Source organism: Ornatilinea apprima (assembly GCF_001306115.1).
In the GTDB taxonomy this organism is placed as follows: domain Bacteria; phylum Chloroflexota; class Anaerolineae; order Anaerolineales; family Anaerolineaceae; genus Ornatilinea; species Ornatilinea apprima.
This window is the reverse complement of the sequence record NZ_LGCL01000019.1, coordinates 220,725-238,017: the sequence shown is the minus strand read 5'-3', so window position 1 is coordinate 238,017 and position 17,293 is coordinate 220,725. Positions and strand designations below refer to the sequence as shown.

Sequence of the window (17,293 nt, the reverse complement as noted above, 5' to 3'; positions counted from 1 at the left end):
GTATCCATTCATCGTTGGGTTACCTGACACCTGCCGAGTTCGAAGCTGCTTGGCTGTCATCACAATCAGTGGTGGGTACCCCCTAAACTATCCCTGTTTTTGTGTCCAGTTTTATGGGTCCACCACAGTGTGCTGGTGCTTTCGGACGCGGAGTCTTTGGAGGCGGTTCTGGGCAGGTATCAGTTAAAGGTGATTGAGGGGGGCTTACCCCGATGACAATCAACCCGTAGGCCGGGTTGATTGTGCCGTGAGCGTTTTCGCTTTACGAAGTGAGATTATATGAGGAAGCGGGAAATCATACAGGCGGGCGTGCAGCCTGTGCGCGCCCTCTTTTTCTGTTATTGCGCAGGGATGCGCCAGAGCAGAGCGGCAAACGCCAGCAGCAGACCCGCGCCGAGCCAGCCGCCAGGGACGAAGAGGTTGGGCAGCAGCCAGCCGATGAGAACGCCGCCCATCACCATGCTCGCAGCCAGGAAAGTGTAAAGACGCGTGCCATAGAGAAAGACAAACGGCAGGTAATGGGCGCCTACGATGATTAGAAAGGCGGGGTAATACCAGTTCGGGTTGGCTGTATAAGCGGCGATGACCAGCGGCAGGCAGAGGGGCACAAAGAAAGCGATCTGGCGGGCAAGGGCGGAAAGCGGGTTGCCGGGAGTGATCTGTCGGGAATGCCCGGTCAGTTTGAGGGCAAGCTGGGTGAGGGGAAAGATGACCATTCCGCCGAAAAACAAGATGAGGACACCTGATTGGCGGCTGACCCAGGTGCTGAAGGCGGCAGAGAGCAGCCAGATGAGGCCAGAAACAAGCTGGCCAACGGCCCCGCTTTTGAAAACTGCCTGCATTTCTGATTGAGCGATATTCAGATGCATGGAATGAGCCCACCTTTCATCAGCTTGGAGAGGGGATTCTCCCTTATGGAAATAGGTAATAAAGGATTATCGGTCAAATGGGAGGGCTGGCAGGAAACTTTAAGAATTCTAATGATTCGATTAAGCGGTTAATCAGATCAAAATGGTCGCCTATGCGAATTTGTCTATACAGGTACCGGTTGACTCAGCGGGTTGAATTTGCTATATTATGGGTGCAGGGCGTTCCGAGGAATTGGAAAAGCAGCTCCAACAGAATAAGTCAACACATTGTCACGATAAGCCCCGTGAGGCTTAAGATGTAAATCCTGACAAGCGGTTGACAAAGAGAAAACTCGCGGCAAAGAAATCTCACCAATTCTGAAGTAAGAATGGGAGGTGGAGCCAAAAGTTGAAATCCTGAGTAAAATTGCTCAGAAGCAGTTCGCCGAAAGGGCAAAGCTTTGAGAGCTAGAACAGGACTGAAAGAGAAGCTCAAAGGTTACTTGGAACCCCTGTTATTTTAACTCCCCAGGTGAATCCATTATCGACCCTGGGGAGTTTTATTTGTGTGGAGAAGCTGAAAAGAAATAAAGCGGCCCCACCGCCGGGCTTATTAGGCCGGGCGTTGCAGGACTTCCGCTTTGAGCAAGCCGATGAAGGGCAGGTTGCGGTAGCGTTCGCGGTAGTCCAGGCCGTAGCCGACAACGAAGCGGTCTGGCAGGTCGAACCCCTTATAGTCGATGGGAATATCGATGAGGCGGTTCTGGGGCTTGTTGAACATGGCGCAGACCTTAAGGCTGGCGGGCTGTCGGTCGTGCAGCAGGCGCAGAAGATAGTGGCAGGTGAGGCCGGTATCGATGACATCTTCAACGAAGATGACGTGCCGGTCGCTGACGAGGATATCGAGGTCTTTCACCATGCGTACAACACCTTTATAGCGCGCCTCGGCCTGGTAGCGCGAAACGGACATAAAGTCGACTTCGATGGGGATGGTAATGTGGCTGATCAGGTCGGACATGAAGAACAGCACGCCTTTGAGAACGCCAATGATGATCGGGTTGAGGGTTTCGTAGTCCTCGCTGATTTGCGTGGCAAGTTCTTTCACGCGCTGCTGAATTTGTTTTTCGCTAATCAAGATGGACTGGATATCACCGGCCATCTGGGGGTAGGCTTCTAGGGCTTTTTTACTCATGTCGGTCTCCCGTTTGAGCTTGGGTCCCCTGAATTTTGCTGGCGTCTTGGTAGAGGCCGAATTTAACCATCATGTCGCGCAGTTCGCGGCGTTTGAGCAGCTTGATGTGAACATCGGGGTAGCGTTCTTGCATGAGGCGCAGGCGGCGATTTTTGTAAGCGGCCAGTTTGGGCTTCAGGGTGGTTAATTCAATATACAGGTTCTGGTCGGGTAAGTAGAAGTCGGGAGTGAAGGCTTCCATCACGTTTCCCTGTTCATCCTCTTCGAGGATAAAGGTGCGGGGTTCGTATTCCCACCGAATTTTATAAAAGTCGAGAATATCGGCGAAAATGGCTTCGGAGGGATGCGAAAAGGCGGGACGGCCGTTGTCTTTCAAAGGGGCACTCCTTAGGATGTGTGTCGAGACGCGGGGGCAGGGGAGAGGTGCAGAATGTTCTCAGCGGCGGAGCAGATGAGAGCGGCCGCAGACTCGGGGGCGAGGCGGGCGGTGTTGATTTCGAGATCGTAGTAGCGGGGTTTATCCACAATGGCGTTATAGTACCGTTTGAGATACCAGCGGCGGTGGCGGTCGGAGGCTTTGATCTGGGCCAGGGCGGCTTCGGATGAAATCCGTTGCTGGACGGCGACGCGCTCAACCCGCACGGAACGCGGAGCGTAAATGCGGATATGAAGCACGTCCGGTTGGCCGCGAAGGACAACCTGCCCGGCGCGGCCAAGGATGATGAAGCTGCCCTGGGCGGCGCGCTGGTGGAGAATGCGTTCGACGGCCTGCAGGTAGGGCTGACATTCTTTTTTGGAAGGTGTAATGCCCAGCAAGCCGAGTTCATCGACGGAGGTGAGCGCCATCTCGGGCGAGCAGGATTCGAAGGCGGCCTGGTTGATCAGTTCGCGGTCGATGACCTGCCAGCCCAGGCGGCGGGCAACAATTTGGGCGATTTCATCGCCGAGACTGCCGAGCTGGCGGGAGATGGTTATCGAAGCCATACTTTCCTCCTTTCTAGCGGTCTGTACATCTATTATAGCATCTCACACGGGGAGAAATGCCAGCATTCCATGGGCGGCTGCTTTTTTCCAATTTCCCCGCCGGGGGGTGAGATTATATGCAGCACTTCTATAGCAGAGGCGCGGGAAAGGCAAATCTTCCATTTTTTGAAATATGAATTTTGGCGCAATTGACAGGTGGGTCGAATCCTTTCTTATCCATGAAAATAGAAAATTGAGGGCAAATGGGTGGTTGTGATTTGATTGATTCTGGCTAGAATTAAATATCTCTATCGATGGTGAGGTGACTATGGGTGAGTTCTTCGCGAAAGATTATCATGGGGCGCCATTTGAATTGTTTGGGCCGGCGCATCTGATCGCGCTGGGGCTGGTCGCGCTGGTGATCGTGGCGCTGTGCGTGATCGGCCGCCGGCTGGACGCGGCGGGGCGCATGCGCATTCGCCGGGGTTTCGCGGTAACCCTGGTGGTGGTTGAGGTCTCGTGGCATGTGTGGAACGCGGCGACGGGGCAGTGGACGGTGCAAACCATGCTGCCGCTGCATTTGTGCAGCGCGCTGGTGTGGCTCAGCGCGGTGATGATGCTGACGGGCAATTACCGCATTTACGAGTTCGCGTATCTGCTGGGTATCGCCGGGGCCAGCCAGGCGCTGCTCACCCCCGATGCGGGCGTGTATGGCTTTCCGCATTTCCGCTTTTTTCAGGTGATCCTGTCGCACGGTTCGATTGTGGGCGGCGCGATCTTTATGACCGTGGTGGAAGGTTACCGGCCAACGCCGCGCTCGTTGCTGCGGGTGCTGCTGTTTGGGAATCTATATATGGCGTTTGTGGGTCTGGTAAACTGGCTGGTGGGGAGCAATTATCTGTTTATCGCGCACAAGCCGGATACAGCCAGCCTGCTGGATGTGCTGCCGGCCTGGCCGTGGTACATCTTGTGGATTGAAGCGATTGGGGCTGTGGCGGTGCTGCTGCTGTATTCTCCCTTCGCGGTGAAGGACTGGAAAGCGCGGGCAACCGCACAGAAAACCCCTTCCGCGGCAGGGTGAGGCTGGTTTTGTAAGGGCTACCGGCTTTCTTTTGTTAATATTCATTAAAAAACCGATTAAAACCTGGCTCCGGCCGGGTTTTTTATGTTATACTGACAGGGTTATTGTTGGAATATTTGTTTTATCCAATGGGCTTGTAAAGGCCCTTCCAATCGCAAGCGGAACAACATTTCGTTTTGCGTCCACTGGCCGGGGTGAACCGGCACTCTGTTGCCTGGCAAGGTTGAGAAACCGTCTTCAGGCAGCCAGCTACATAAAAAAGAAATAAACCATTGCGCCTTTGCAGGCGGGGAGTTTCTCTCTGCCTTTTGAGGTTCTATTCGATTGAATCTTGCGGCGCGCCCAGGAGGTTGAAGATGGCATGGATTGAGATTCGCGGCCTGTATAAGATATTTGGTCCGCATCCCAAAGACGCCAAGGCTTTGTTGAAAAAAGGCCAGGCGAAGGAAGATATTTTTAAGAAAAGCGGCCACACCGTGGCGCTGAACAATGTAAATCTGGATATTGAGAAAGGCGAAACCTTTGTGGTGATGGGCCTTTCGGGCAGCGGCAAGTCTACGCTGGTGCGTTGCTTAAACCGCCTGATTGAGCCAACGTCTGGCTCGATCCGCGTGGATGGCGACGAAGTGTTGGAGTATAGCGATGAAGAACTGCGTGCCTTCCGCCGCTCGAAAATGACGATGGTTTTTCAGCGCTTCGGACTGATGCCGCATCATAACGTGTTGGATAACATCGCCTTTGGCCTGGAGATCCGCGGGATGGGCAAAGCCGAGCGCGAAGAACTTGCGCGGCGGTGGCTGGAAACCGTGGGCCTGAAAGGCAGGGGACAAAGCCGGATAACCGAATTGAGCGGTGGCATGCAGCAGCGGGTGGGTTTGGCACGCGCTTTGTGCAACGACCCGGAAATCCTGCTGATGGATGAGCCCTTCAGCGCGCTTGACCCTTTGATCCGGCGGGAAATGCAGCTCGAATTGATTGATCTGCAGGGGCGCTTGAACAAGACGATTATCTTCATCACTCACGACCTGGATGAAGCCCTGCGTTTGGGAGACCGGATCGCAATTTTGAAGGACGGCCAATTGATTCAGGTGGGTACGCCGGAAGAGATTTTAGAGGCACCCGCGGATGATTACGTGAGGGACTTCACGCGGGACGTGAACCGCAGCCGCGTGCTGACGGCCGCATCGGCGATGATTGAACCGTATTCGGTGGTGAAAGGGCGCAGCGGTCCGCGCGTGGCGCTGGAAATGATGCGCAAAGACAACCACTCGAGTATTTTTGTAACCGACTACCAGAACCGGCTTCAGGGTCTGGCCACGGTAGATGATTTGATGGAAGCGTCACGCAAGGGGGTGAAGCAGCTGCTGGATGTGGAATTGAAGCAGGTGCACACATGCCGCCCGGATTCGACGCTGGATGAATTAATCCCACTGCTGGCCGGGATGAAATGGCCGGTTGCGGTAGTGGATGAGAATCAAACGCTGCTGGGAATTGTCCCGCGCGTGGCAATTTTAACCGCGCTTTCCAGCCAGGATATGGTGGAAAGCCCGCCGAGCAATGGAAACTCTGACCTTGAAAATCCATTGGAACAGCCCGAGATGCTGGCGGCGAGAGAATAACTTAGACGAAGGAGATGTAGAAAAATGCAAAAACGAACATTTTCATGGATGTTGATTTTGATCGCCGCGGCAATGCTGCTGGCTGCCTGCCAGCCAACAGCGGCCGTGAATGAAAGCGGCGCAGCGCCCGCCAGCCAGCCGAGCGCGGCGGCGGAAGAGAAAGAAGTGATCCGCTTTGGCGACCAGCAGTGGGACACGCTGTGGATTAATAACGCGATCGCGGGTTATATTATTGAACACGGCTATGGTTATCCGGTGGAAACGATTGAACTGACCACCCCGGTGGCTTTGCAGTCGATTGAAACTGGTGATATTGATGTGATTATGGAACTGTGGCGCGCCAATATTATGGAATGGTATAACCGCGTGACCACAGAAGGGGTAGTGGTAGACCTGGGAAACTCGTTTGATGTTTCAACGCAGGGCTGGTATGTGCCCCGCTATGTGATTGAAGGCGACGCCGAGCGTGGCATTGAGCCCCTGGCGCCTGATCTGAAAACCGTGTATGACCTGGCAAATTACACCGAGGTCTTCCAGGACAGGGAAGACCCGAGCAAAGGCGTTTTTGTCAACGCGATCACGGGTTGGCAGGTAGCTGAAGTTAACCGGGCGAAGTTTAAAGCGTATGGTTTGCTTGACCTGTACAATTTCCAGGAGCCGGGATCCTCTGGCGCGCTGGACGCGGCGATTGCCGGGGCGTACAAAAAAGGCGAACCCGTATTGGCTTATTACTGGGAACCGACCTGGTTGATGGGTACTTATGATATGGTCCTTCTGGAAGAGCCTGCTTACAATGATGAGTGCTGGGCTGAGATTTCTCAATATGTAGAAGGCACCATCAGCCTGGACGAGGTTACGGAAACATCTGGCTGCGCGTTTGAAACCACAGGTATTCATAAAGGCGTTAATGCCGGGTTGATTGAGCGCGCACCGGAAGTGACTGATTTTCTGGAGGCGATGGAGATCCCCACGCCTTTGTTGAACGAACTGGCAGCCTATTTGGCTTCGGATGATGCAATTGACGCTGATGATACGGCGGTGTATTTCTTGCAAAACCATGCCGATTTATGGATGGAATGGGTGCCTGAAGAAACGGCGGCAGCCGTTCAGGCCGCGCTGGAATAAGCCGGCCTACGAATTGAGTTTTTGGCAGCACCCGGCTGGTGAGCTGGGTGCTGCTGGTGAGAAAAGGTAGTAAGTATGTTTGAGTTTCCTGAATTTATTTATCTTCCCCTGGACCGTTGGACCAGCGCCCTGGTGGACTGGCTGACGGTGAATGGAGAAGCATTTTTCGATGTTGTCGGCGATGTGCTGCTGTCTCCCATGCTGGGGTTAGAGCAATTCTTGCTGTGGATACCGTGGTGGGTGATCATCCTCGCGGCGGCCGGGCTGGCCTGGAAACAGAAGGGCTGGCGCATGGCGTTGGGGGTGACGGCGGGACTGTTCTTTATTGGCACGTTGGGATTGTGGGACATGGCGATGAAAACGCTGGCGATTGTGATCGCGGCGGCGCTACTGGCGCTGATGATTGGCGTGCCCATTGGTATTGGCATGGCGCGCTCTGAAAAGATGCGCGGAATTGTGCGCCCGATTCTGGATATGATGCAAACCATGCCCAGCTTTGTGTATCTGATCCCGGCGCTGATGTTGTTTGGGTTGGGCAAGGTACCGGCGCTGCTTTCCACGCTGATTTATGCCATTCCGCCGGTGATCCGGCTGACTGACCTGGGCATTCGCCAGGTGCCCGCGGATGTGATTGAGGCTTCCCGCGCGTTTGGAGCCACCGGTCGCCAGATGTTGCTAAAAGTGCAATTACCGCTGGCTGCGCCGACGATTATGACGGGCGTGAACCAGACGATTATGATGGCGCTGGCCATGGTGGTGATCGCGTCGATGATCGGCGCGGGCGGTTTAGGCACAGAAGTGCTGAATGGAATCGCGCGTCTTGATGTTGGCCGCGGATTCAATGGCGGGATCAGCATTGTGGTGATGGCGATCATCATTGACCGCCTGACGCAAAGTGCGGCTCAACCGCGAACCAGCTGACATAGCGCTAACTGTTTGAATAAAATGCAGCCCCGCGATTTTCGCGGGGCTGCTGGCATTTTAGATCAGTTCTTCGATGGGTTTTACAAATGGAGGCCAGGCGCCTTCAGATTTGAGGCGTTTGATTTCTTGTTTGACGACCGCGCCCAAGCGCGAGACGAGATCGGTGCCGGAGCAGGGGTATTTTTTGAGGTTGGCCTCTAATTTGATCAGACAGGCGGCGTAAAGCATCAGCGGATCCACCTGGGCCAACCGTTTCTCAAAGCGGGAGAGGTCGTGCAACCAGGCGGCGCGCCTCTGGGCGAAGATGATTTTCACTTCATCCACCAGGCGCATCTGCAGCGAGGTCATATCGTCAAGATAGAGGATGGGAGCGGGAGATTCAAGCGAGAAAACCGTGTAGGTTTCGTTGCTCTCCACCAACAGTTCTCCGCCAAAGGTGAATGCTTCCACGCGCTTGCCCACGCGGTCTATCATGGCTACCTGCCCAGCAGCGACACGGATTTCATTGCGCAGCGCATAAAACGGATGGCGCAGGGTAACTTTGGAGATGGTCTCGTCTGCGGTGATGATGTTCAGGATAATTTTTTCCGGGTCGAAGTGGTGCAGACTGGGGACCTCTTGAATCACAATGTCAAGGCGCGGCGCTCCTGGAGCGGTCGGGTCCTTTGGTTTGTGAAAAATGAAGCCAAGGCGTGGATCTGAAGTCATCACCATTCTCAATTCTGGTTGAACCGTTACCATGTTTCACCTCGTTTGAGGGGCTGTCATCAACTTGACGTTGAAATTGGCATGAGTTATTCGTCTGCGACAGCAACCCTATTATAATGGACTCGCCGTTTCTGTGGATAAATTGCCTTATTATTTTTATCGGCTCTTAAGATGGGAACTTGAGACTTAAAGTAAATTTTCGGTAAAAAAGAGGTTAGCATGAGCAAACATTTTGATCTGGATTTGATCCGGCAGATGAACTCGCTGAAGGTGGGGGCGGGCAGCCTGGCTGTGTGGGGGTTGGGCCAGATGGGGGTGGCGGTCAAAACCGCCGGGCAGAAAATGGTCTATATTGACCCGGTTCTCAGTAATGTAGTGGCAGAGACTTTCCCTGAATCGGCGGAGACTTTCCGGCGGGCGTTTGCTGCGCCGGTGGCGGCAGCGCTGGTGAGCAATGCCGATGTGGTCATGTGCACGCATGATCACCTCGACCATGCCGATCCGCAAACGCTGCGCGAGATCGCGCAAGCCTCGCCTCGGGCCGTATTCATCGCCCCACTGTGGGCGGCGTCCCAACTGGACGAGGCAGGCATCCCCATTGAGCGCAGAATCGCGCCCCGGGTTGACCAACCGCTGGATGTGAACGGCCTGCGGGTGTGGGCGGTTCCGGCGGGGCATTACGATGTGGAATATGATGAAAAACGCGGCTACCGCTTTTTGAGCTATGTGCTGGAGGCGGATGGGGTGGTTTTCTTCCACAGCGGCGACACGATCATTTACCCCGGCTACCTGGAACGATTAAAGCAACTGCCCAAGGCGGATATTGGATTGGTGGCAGCCAACGGCAGGGACGCCTTTCGTGAGGCGGTCGGCATTGTGGGCAATCTGCTGCCGGAAGAAGCCGTTCAGATGGCGCGGACCCTGGGCTGGGACGTGCTCTTAAGCGGGCACAACGACCTGTTTGAAGCCAACACGCTGCCTGCCGGGCAGATGGCAGACGCGCTGCACCGGTTAAATCCGCGGCAAAAGTATCACGCGCTGCAGCCGGGCGAGCTGTATATCTATGTGCGCTAGCGCAGGCAGTAACGATTTGGCCAAAGGGATAGGAATAAACTATCCCTTTGGCCAGGTATAATTCTGCGCCAGACAAGGCGCTTTTTTGTACAATACAATAGCAGCCTACGCATTGGTTGAATTTCTTTGCTGAAATTTGCCATTGGGGAGACCCGCGCATAAACTGACGCGAATGGCCTCCTTTCCAACCCCACACCATTGGAGCAATCAAAGATGAATGTGAATGACCCGACCCGCGAAGCCCGACTGGCTTTTTACCAGGCGAAATCCGCGCTGCAAGCCGGCAACCTTGAAGAAGCACGCCAGTTTGCACTGCAGGCGGCGCAGCTTGCCCCAGAGCGGGAAGAAGGCTGGTTGCTGCTGGCATCGCTCACCGAGGGGGAGCAGAGTGTGGCTTACGCGCAGCGGGCAGTGAAGCTGAACCCAAACAGCCAGCGCGCCCAAAAAGGGCTGGCCTGGGCGCAGGCGCGCGTGCAGCGACCGGCGCAAGAAAAGCCTGCCGCGCCGCTGACCGAGGAAACACCGGTGATCTCGCAAAACCAGGGTTGGAAAGTGGTGCTGAACCTGTTGTGGAAGCGGCTGGCGAGCAGCCTGGTGATTTTGCTGGGGATTGCCTACCTGACCAACCTGGGGCTGTACCTTGCCCAGCGCGGGCGCGAAGGCCTGCCGGTGGTGTTTTCAACCACCATGGCTGATACCCTGGCGCAGACCTTCAATTATCTGGTTCACCACCCGGCCAGTTACACCTGGCACAAAGTAACCCAGCCGGCCTTGCAGGTGGTGCTGGACCTGTTTTCAGCCAGCGCCGGGCTGCTGTTAATTTCACTGTTGATGGCCGCGGTGGCAGGAGGCGCGCTGGGCATGCTGGCGGCGTGGATCCGGCAGCGCAGCCTGGCGCCGGTGATTGTGTTTGCCTCGATTTTGGGGATTTCCACGCCGAGTTTTCTGCTGGCGATGTTGTTATGGGTGGCCAACGCCAAAATCTATCCGCTGCTGGGGCTGCAAACCGCCCTGCTGCCGCCCACCGGCTTTGGCTGGGACGCGCACCTGGTGATGCCGGCGCTGGTGCTGTCGGCGCGGCCGCTGGCGCAAATTATGCAGGTAACGTATGTGAGCCTGCGCGAGGTGATGGGGCAGGAGTATATGCGTCTGGCACGGGCTAAAGGCGCGTCGCCGCGGGTTGAGCTATTCTCGCACGCGCTGCGCAACATTCTGATCCCTGTGCTGACGACCCTGGGAACCTCGCTGCGCTTTTCGCTGGCCAGCCTGCCGGTGGTGGAGAGCTTCTTCTTGTGGTCGGGGATTGGGTTGGGCATTCTGCAGGCGATTGAATTGCAAATGCCGAACCTGGTAACCGATCTGACTGTTTCCCTGGGGCTGCTGTTCCTGGGAATCAATCTGCTGATTGAGATGGTATATCCGCTGATTGACCCACGCCTGCGAAAGAACAACGGCGTTTACGACGAAAGTGAAATGGAATGGCGCGGCACGGCGGGATCGCTGGGGGATCTTCTGGAAGGGTTAAAGCTGGATGTTCAATGGACGGCGAAGGCGGTTACCGGTTTGTTCCGCAATAAGAACCGCAAACCCCGCGCCCCCCTGGCGGACAAGAAGAGCGTTTCTATGGCGGCCGAACCGCCGCACGCGCGCAGCAAAGCCTATCTGGTAAAAGCGGCGCTGAAGAACCCAGCTTTTCTGCTGGGCAGCCTGATGGTGTTGGGGCTGTTAGGTTTGGTGGTATTCGGCGGGCTGTTTACCGGGGCCAACCCTTATGAAACCCACAATGTGATGATGATTGAGGGCAAAGTTTACGCGCCGCCCTTCCCGCCGTCGAACACCTTTCCGTGGGGGTCAGACGCGATTGGGCGGGATATCCAGTCGCTGGTGCTGAATGGCACGCGGCAAACCCTGTCGCTGGCCTTTTTTGGCATGCTGGCGCGGGTGGCGCTGGGGGTTGTGCTGGGTATGCTGGCGGGATGGTGGCAAAACAGCTGGCTGGACCGGCTGGTGAACGGCCTGATCTCCATCTGGGCGGCCTTCCCGGTTACCGTTTTCGCGATGATTCTGATTGTGGCGCTGGGCATTGAACGCGGCGTGGGCGTGTTTGTCGTGGCGCTGTGTGTGGTGGGTTGGGGAGAGATTGCCCAGTTTGTGCGCGGGCAGGTGATCGCGCTGAAACCTTCGCTGTTTATTGAGGCGGCCCGGTCGGTGGGCGCGCGGCCTTCGCAAATTCTGATGCGTCACGTTCTGCCGCACCTGCTGCCTTCGGGGGTGGTGCTGGCAGTGCTGGAAATGGGCGGCATTTTGATGCTGCTGGCTGAGTTGGGCTTTTTGAATATTTTCCTGGGTGGGGGCTTCAAAGCGGCTATCGCCGAAGGCGCGCGCATGTCGCCCATTTATTACTACTTCTCCGACGTGCCGGAATGGTCGGCGCTGCTGGCGAATATTCGCGCGTGGTGGCGCAGCTACCCGTGGCTGGCCTGGTGGCCGGGATTATTCTTCTTCGCGGCAATTTTATCCTTCAATCTGTGGGGCGAGGGTCTGCGGCGCTTCCTGGAGGATACGCGGGTCAATTTGGGCAAGCTGATCAACCGCTACACGCTGCTGTTGGGTGTGGTGCTGGCGGCGGTGATGATGTGGGGGCTGCGCGGCAACAATCCGTTGGAACTGTATACCCCGGTGGCGCAGAAATTTGACGCAGCGCGGGCAATGGCGGATATTGAGGCGCTCAGCTCGCCGGCGCTGATGGGCCGTGAAACCGGTTTACCCGAAGCGCGCATCTCGGCCGATTATCTGGCGAAACGCATGGAACAGATTGGTCTGTTCCCGGCGGGGGATGATGAAACCTTCATTCAGACCTACAACCGCATCTACTACCATTATCGAGAGATGCCAGCGCTGGCGATGACCGACGCCCAGGGAACGGTGCAGAAGGAGTTCGCCTACCGCAAGGACTTCAAGGAGTTTGCTTCCATTCAGGCCTTCGCGGGCGAGAGCGTGGGACAGGTGGTTGGTATCACCGTCGGGTTGAGTGAATCCGGCTCGGACAGCGAGCGATTTGTGCTGCGCGACTATGAGCTGGAAGATAAGGTGATCCTGATGCTGGACAGCATGGTAACGCGCATTGACGTGCAGAGGGCGGCCGGTCTGCTGGTGGTTTCTTCTGACCCGCAATTCACGCTGACACGTGACCTGGCCGCGAATGTGCAGATGTATTCGCGGATGCGCGGTTACCCGGCGCTGGAGATCAGCCCGGAGGCGGCGGATGAACTGCTCAAATCTTGCGGCAGTAGCCTGGATGATTTGCGGACAATGAATGAAGATTTGCCAGCCGGTGAGTTTGCCAGCACGGCCGCGGGAGATTGGATTAAAGTATCTTTGGCGCCGATGGAAGAGAACATTCACGAAGAACATTACAATGTGATCGGCTATATTCCGGGCGCGGCGTCAGAAATGCAAACCAAAGAAGGCCGCAATCTCGATAACCAGACGATTATTGTGAGCGCGTATTATGACGGCCTGGGTGTGGGGCCAGATGGCGTTCTTTATCCGGGGGCAAATGATAACGCGAGCGGGGTGGCGGTGATGCTGGAGATGGCGCGGCTGTTGAAAGAGTCGCCGTATCCGCCCAATAAAACGGTAGTCTTTGTGGCCTGGAGCGGCGGCGAGCGGATGGAGAGCCTGAGCGTGACGAATGTGATGGGCGCCAAGCGCGGTTTTGATGGGCTGACGGTGGAGTCGGTGATGGAACTCGCTGGGGTGGGGGCGGGGAGCGGAGACGGGTTGGCGCTGGGGCAAGACAGCAGCTACCGTTTGATTCAGGTGTTTGAAGAGGCGGCCAGGCGCGTGGGTGTGGAGGTAACGACCCGCGGGCGTGGGCCGCATGCCGGGCGGCAGGCGATCATGGCTTTCGCGGGCCGGTCGGCGCTGTCGGCGTATTTGAGTTGGGATGGATCGGATGAGTTGAGTCACACGGCGCAGGATACCCCGGAACGGATTGATCTGGAAAAGTTGCGCAAATCGGGCGAGACGGCGATGCTGGTGCTGCAATTAACCAGCCGGGAGTTGGATTATTGAGAGATCGGTGCTGAAGGTGGGACGCGGGCGGCATTAGTTTTCCGTCTTTTGAGAAGACGGTACGGCGGCACTGCATCCTACACTTGCCCGTACCAGGCGGCCTTGATGAAGGTGGTGGGCGCGATTATTCATGAATTATTTGTGTTGGTCGGGTTGAGAAAGCGAGTTGGCGGGTGGTGACTTCTTCCAATGATGAAACCTTTCATAAATTGGCGCTGCGGCGGGCGATTGCCCGGCGGGTGGCGAATAGTCTGCTGGTGCTGGCAGGCATTCTGCTGCTGACGTTTTTGGCCCTGCACCTGGCGCAGCAAGGCCGCCAAGGCCTGCCGGTGACGGTGCGCTCAGCGGTAACGGAAACGCTGCGGCAGACCGTGGATTATTTGACGCAGCATCCCAAAGAGTACATCTGGCACAAGGAGATTGTGCCGGCGGGGGCACTGATTTTTGACCTGTTTACCAAGAGCCTGGGGCTGCTGCTGGTTTCGATGGCGGCGGCAACGCTCATCGGCGGCGGGTTGGGGGTGCGCGCCGCGCTGGCGCGCAACAAGGCAGCCGGCCCGCTGATTGTTGCGATTTCAATTCTGGGGATGTCGACGCCGAGCTTTTTGCTGGGGATGTTGTTCTGGGTGGTGAATGTTAAAACCGCGGGCTGGCTGCGAATGGATCAGGCTCCGCTGCCGCCGGTGGGGTTCGGTTGGGACCTGCACCTGATTATGCCGGCGCTGGTGCTGGCGGCGCGTCCCATCGCGCAGATTATGCAGGTAACGTATGTTTCGCTGAGCGACGTGCTTAACCAGGACTATATGCGCCTGGCGAAGGCCAAAGGGCTTTCGGAGCGGCTGCAACTGGCACATCACGCCCTGAAGAATATCACTATTCCCGTGTTAACCACGCTGGGAACGTCTCTGCGATTTGCGCTGGCCAGCCTGCCGGTCGTGGAGAGCTTCTTCTTATGGGAGGGGTTGGGGCTGGCTATTCTGCAAGCCTTTACCCTGGATATGCCAACTCTGGTAGCGGACCTGATTGTGTCGTTGGGGGTGATGTTTTTGTTGATTAATCAGGGGCTGGAGATTGTATATCCCCTGATCGACGCGCGTCTGCGCAAGCAGGCGGCGGCCGTGGAAGATCAGTTGGATGAAGCCTGGCAGCCGTTGGCGGCAGTTTCTGTGAAAGAGGCGCTGGCAGGCGTGAAGCAGTCGCTGGCCGGGTATTGGAACCAGTTGACACGCGGCTGGTCACGGAAACCGGCGCGGGCGCCGCGCGCGGAGGATGTGGAATACGCGCGCAAGGAACGCAAGCGCATCGCGCGGGCGGGGGTGACCAATCTGCCGTTGGTGGGGGGATCGTTGATGATCCTCGCGCTGCTGGGGCTGGCTATTTTTGGCGCGCAAATGACAGCGGCCGATCCGTTTGAATCGCACAATATTATGATCATTGAGGGGCAGGTATATGGGCCGCCCTTTGAGCCTTCGAGCGTGTTCGCGTGGGGCTCAGACGCGCTGGGGCGGGATATTCAGGCGCTGGTGCTGCATGGGGCGCGGCAAACGCTCTCGCTGGCGCTGTTTGCCATGCTGGCGCGGGTGATGCTGGGGCTGGCCATCGGCATGGCAGCCGGGTGGTGGCGGCATTCATGGTTTGACCAGCTCGTCAGCGGATTGATCAATGTATGGGCGGCTTTCCCGGTAACCGTTTTTGCCATGCTGATTATTCTTTCCCTGGGAATTGAACGCGGAATCAATGTGTTTATCATCGCGTTTTGTGTAGTGGGCTGGGGAGAGATCGCGCAATTCGTGCGCGGGCAGGTGATCGCACAGAAACCGGCATTGTATATCGAAGCGGCGCGCTCGGTGGGGGCGGGGACTGGCCAGATTCTCACCAACCACATACTGCCGCACCTGATCCCATCTGTGTTGGTGATGGCGGTGATGGAAATGGGCGGCGTGCTGATGCTGCTCGCCGATTTGGGATTTTTGAATATTTTCCTGGGGGGTGGCTTTCGGGTAGACCTGTTTGGGGTGGGCATTTACCATTTTTCAGACATTCCCGAATGGGGCTCGCTGCTGGCAAATATTCGCAACTGGTGGCGCAGTTACCCATGGGTGGCCTGGTACCCTGGGATGATGTTCTTCTTCTCCATTCTGGCGTTCAATGTGTGGGGAGAGGGTCTGCGGCGTTTTCTGGAGGAGAGCCGCATTAATTTGAACCGCTTTATGAACCGCTATACCGCCAGCGCGGCGGTAGGCCTGGCGGTGATCACAGTAGTGCTGTTCCGCTCGGCGACACCGATGGGCATGTACCGCTCACAGGCGCTGGAATTTAACGCGGCGAATACCCTGGCGGATATTGAGGCGTTAAGCTCACCGGCCTTCGCGGGGCGCGAAAGTGGCACCGACGGCAACATGGCGGCGGCCGAGTTTATCGCCCGGCGCATGGAAGAGATTGGGCTGTTCCCGGCGGGGGAAAAGAACACCTATATCCAGGCGCTGCGCAATCCACGCTTTCATTTGAGCCAGATGCCACGCCTGGAAATCCTGGACGAGACCGGCGTGGTGAGCGAGGCTTTTACCTATCGCGAAGATTTTGTGGAGCGAATTGACGGGTTCAATACCTTTGGTGTGGGCGCGGGGATGGTGACCGGTGTGGCGCTGGGCGAGGGCGAGCGGGTAGACCCGGTGATTTTGATGGACCCTGCCCTTTACGAGCGCGTGCTGGTGATGCGCGAAGAGGTGTTCCAGCAGGTTACCGTGAATGGCATTGTTCCGGGGGTGCTGGTGGTCACGGATGACGCGAGCGTAATGGAGAAGAAATATCTTTCGCCGTTCTTCGCGCGCTTGAACTTCCCAGTGATGAACATCAGTGAGGAGACGGCGGAACGTTTGCTGGCTACAGCGGGCAGCAGCCTGGCCGAGCTGGACGCCCTGGGCGCGACACTGCCGCCGGATAAGTATGGCCTGACGGGCGAGGGCAGTCTGGTCTCGGTGTCGCTGCTGCCGGACGAGGAAGGCTATCACGACCGCTATATCAACGTGATCGGCTACATTCCCGGCATCGGGTCTGATACCGGCGCGCGCGGGCAAGGGATGGACAGCCAGGTGATTGTGGTGAGCGCCTATTTCGATGGTCTGGGCACCGGGCCGGATGGAACGCTGTACGCCGGCGCGAATGATAATGCCAGCGGGGTGGCCAGCATGCTGGAGATTGCGCGGGTGTTGAAGGAAGGCGATTACCAGCCGAAGAAGACGATTATGTTTGTGGCCTGGAGCGGCGGCGAGCGCTTTGAACGGCTGGTGGTAGACAACGTGATGAACGCCAAGACGGGCTTCACCTCGCTGACGGTGGAAGCGGTGATGCAGTTGAGCGGGGTGGGCTACGGTACCGGCTCAGAGGTCGCCATCGACCCGGAGAGCAGTTATCGCCTGATCGCGCTGCTGCAGGAGGCCGGCGAGCGGTTGAATATTCCGGTTACCACCCGCGGGCGCGGGCCGCATTTTGGCCTGGCGAGCTTCGCGCGATCAGGCAGCAACACAGCGGTGTCGGCCATGGTGAGCTGGGACGGTTCGGACCACCTGGCGCACACCGTGCTGGACACCCCGCAGATCATCGACGTGGAGAAGATTCAGAAGGTGGGCGAGCTGATGACGCTGGCGGTGACGATGTTGGGACGAGAGATTGACTATTAGGG

Annotated in this window: 12 protein-coding genes; 7 read left to right on the top strand and 5 right to left on the bottom strand. The window is 57.0% G+C overall.

Features of this window, described 5'->3' with window-relative positions; translation table 11 throughout:
• Positions 1 to 338: 338 nt before the first annotated feature.
• From ADN00_RS07895 to ADN00_RS07880, 4 genes are all read right to left on the bottom strand, one after another.
• Positions 339 to 869 carry a DUF7010 family protein gene (locus tag ADN00_RS07895; RefSeq protein WP_075062418.1) on the bottom strand — a complete coding sequence of 177 codons (531 nt, stop codon included), beginning with the start codon at positions 867 to 869 and terminating at the stop codon, positions 339 to 341.
• A 592-nt stretch (positions 870 to 1,461) separates the two neighbouring features.
• A complete protein-coding gene (gene hpt, locus ADN00_RS07890) occupies positions 1,462 to 2,040 on the bottom strand; it encodes a hypoxanthine phosphoribosyltransferase (RefSeq protein WP_236691494.1) in 579 nt (192 codons plus the stop codon).
• On the bottom strand, positions 2,033 to 2,416 hold the full coding sequence (locus tag ADN00_RS07885) for a PDDEXK family nuclease (RefSeq protein ID WP_075062417.1): 384 nt from the start codon (positions 2,414 to 2,416) through the stop codon (positions 2,033 to 2,035). The genes hpt and ADN00_RS07885 overlap by 8 nt, the downstream gene beginning before the upstream one ends.
• Positions 2,417 to 2,427: 11 nt before the next feature.
• A complete protein-coding gene (locus ADN00_RS07880) occupies positions 2,428 to 3,024 on the bottom strand; it encodes a cytidylate kinase-like family protein (RefSeq protein ID WP_075062416.1) in 597 nt (198 codons plus the stop codon).
• Positions 3,025 to 3,331: 307 nt separating this feature from the next.
• Between ADN00_RS07880 and ADN00_RS07875 the strand changes: the two genes are divergently transcribed.
• The 4 genes from ADN00_RS07875 to ADN00_RS07860 all read left to right on the top strand — a co-directional run bounded on the left by ADN00_RS07875 (position 3,332) and on the right by ADN00_RS07860 (position 7,749).
• A complete protein-coding gene (locus tag ADN00_RS07875; RefSeq protein ID WP_075062415.1) occupies positions 3,332 to 4,084 on the top strand; it encodes a YwaF family protein in 753 nt (250 codons plus the stop codon).
• 356 nt (positions 4,085 to 4,440) lie between these two features.
• A complete protein-coding gene (locus tag ADN00_RS07870; protein ID WP_075062414.1) occupies positions 4,441 to 5,703 on the top strand; it encodes a quaternary amine ABC transporter ATP-binding protein in 1,263 nt (420 codons plus the stop codon).
• Positions 5,704 to 5,727: 24 nt separating this feature from the next.
• The gene (locus ADN00_RS07865) at positions 5,728 to 6,828 is read left to right on the top strand and encodes a glycine betaine ABC transporter substrate-binding protein (RefSeq protein WP_075062413.1); all 1,101 of its coding nucleotides are present in this window, start codon (positions 5,728 to 5,730) and stop codon (positions 6,826 to 6,828) included.
• 75 nt (positions 6,829 to 6,903) lie between these two features.
• A complete protein-coding gene (locus tag ADN00_RS07860) occupies positions 6,904 to 7,749 on the top strand; it encodes an ABC transporter permease (protein WP_075062412.1) in 846 nt (281 codons plus the stop codon).
• Positions 7,750 to 7,809: 60 nt separating this feature from the next.
• Here the strand turns inward: ADN00_RS07860 and ADN00_RS07855 are convergent, their stop codons facing one another.
• On the bottom strand, positions 7,810 to 8,460 hold the full coding sequence (locus ADN00_RS07855) for a Hint domain-containing protein (protein ID WP_075062411.1): 651 nt from the start codon (positions 8,458 to 8,460) through the stop codon (positions 7,810 to 7,812).
• Positions 8,461 to 8,679: 219 nt separating this feature from the next.
• On the opposite strand from ADN00_RS07855, the gene ADN00_RS07850 reads away from it, so the two are divergent.
• The 3 genes from ADN00_RS07850 (at position 8,680) to ADN00_RS07840 (ending at position 17,291) form a co-directional block, all read left to right on the top strand.
• Positions 8,680 to 9,534, top strand: a complete 855-nt coding sequence (locus tag ADN00_RS07850; protein WP_075062410.1) for an MBL fold metallo-hydrolase — start codon at positions 8,680 to 8,682, stop codon at positions 9,532 to 9,534.
• Between the two features lie 213 nt (positions 9,535 to 9,747).
• The gene (locus ADN00_RS07845) at positions 9,748 to 13,611 is read left to right on the top strand and encodes an ABC transporter permease subunit (RefSeq protein WP_075062409.1); all 3,864 of its coding nucleotides are present in this window, start codon (positions 9,748 to 9,750) and stop codon (positions 13,609 to 13,611) included.
• Positions 13,612 to 13,787: 176 nt separating this feature from the next.
• Positions 13,788 to 17,291 (top strand): ABC transporter permease subunit, encoded by a 3,504-nt coding sequence (locus tag ADN00_RS07840; RefSeq protein WP_152966289.1) that lies wholly within the window; start codon positions 13,788 to 13,790, stop codon positions 17,289 to 17,291.
• The last annotated feature ends 2 nt before the right edge of the window (positions 17,292 to 17,293 follow it).

Coding starts and splice junctions, on each gene's coding strand:
- ADN00_RS07850 (WP_075062410.1), top strand. CDS start 8,680: ATGAGCAAACATTTTGATCTGGATTTGATCCGGCAGATGAACTCGCTG.
- ADN00_RS07865 (WP_075062413.1), top strand. CDS start 5,728: ATGCAAAAACGAACATTTTCATGGATGTTGATTTTGATCGCCGCGGCA.
- ADN00_RS07895 (WP_075062418.1), bottom strand. CDS start 869: ATGCATCTGAATATCGCTCAATCAGAAATGCAGGCAGTTTTCAAAAGC.
- hpt (WP_236691494.1), bottom strand. CDS start 2,040: ATGAGTAAAAAAGCCCTAGAAGCCTACCCCCAGATGGCCGGTGATATC.
- ADN00_RS07875 (WP_075062415.1), top strand. CDS start 3,332: ATGGGTGAGTTCTTCGCGAAAGATTATCATGGGGCGCCATTTGAATTG.
- ADN00_RS07855 (WP_075062411.1), bottom strand. CDS start 8,460: ATGACTTCAGATCCACGCCTTGGCTTCATTTTTCACAAACCAAAGGAC.
- ADN00_RS07845 (WP_075062409.1), top strand. CDS start 9,748: ATGAATGTGAATGACCCGACCCGCGAAGCCCGACTGGCTTTTTACCAG.
- ADN00_RS07870 (WP_075062414.1), top strand. CDS start 4,441: ATGGCATGGATTGAGATTCGCGGCCTGTATAAGATATTTGGTCCGCAT.
- ADN00_RS07860 (WP_075062412.1), top strand. CDS start 6,904: ATGTTTGAGTTTCCTGAATTTATTTATCTTCCCCTGGACCGTTGGACC.
- ADN00_RS07880 (WP_075062416.1), bottom strand. CDS start 3,024: ATGGCTTCGATAACCATCTCCCGCCAGCTCGGCAGTCTCGGCGATGAA.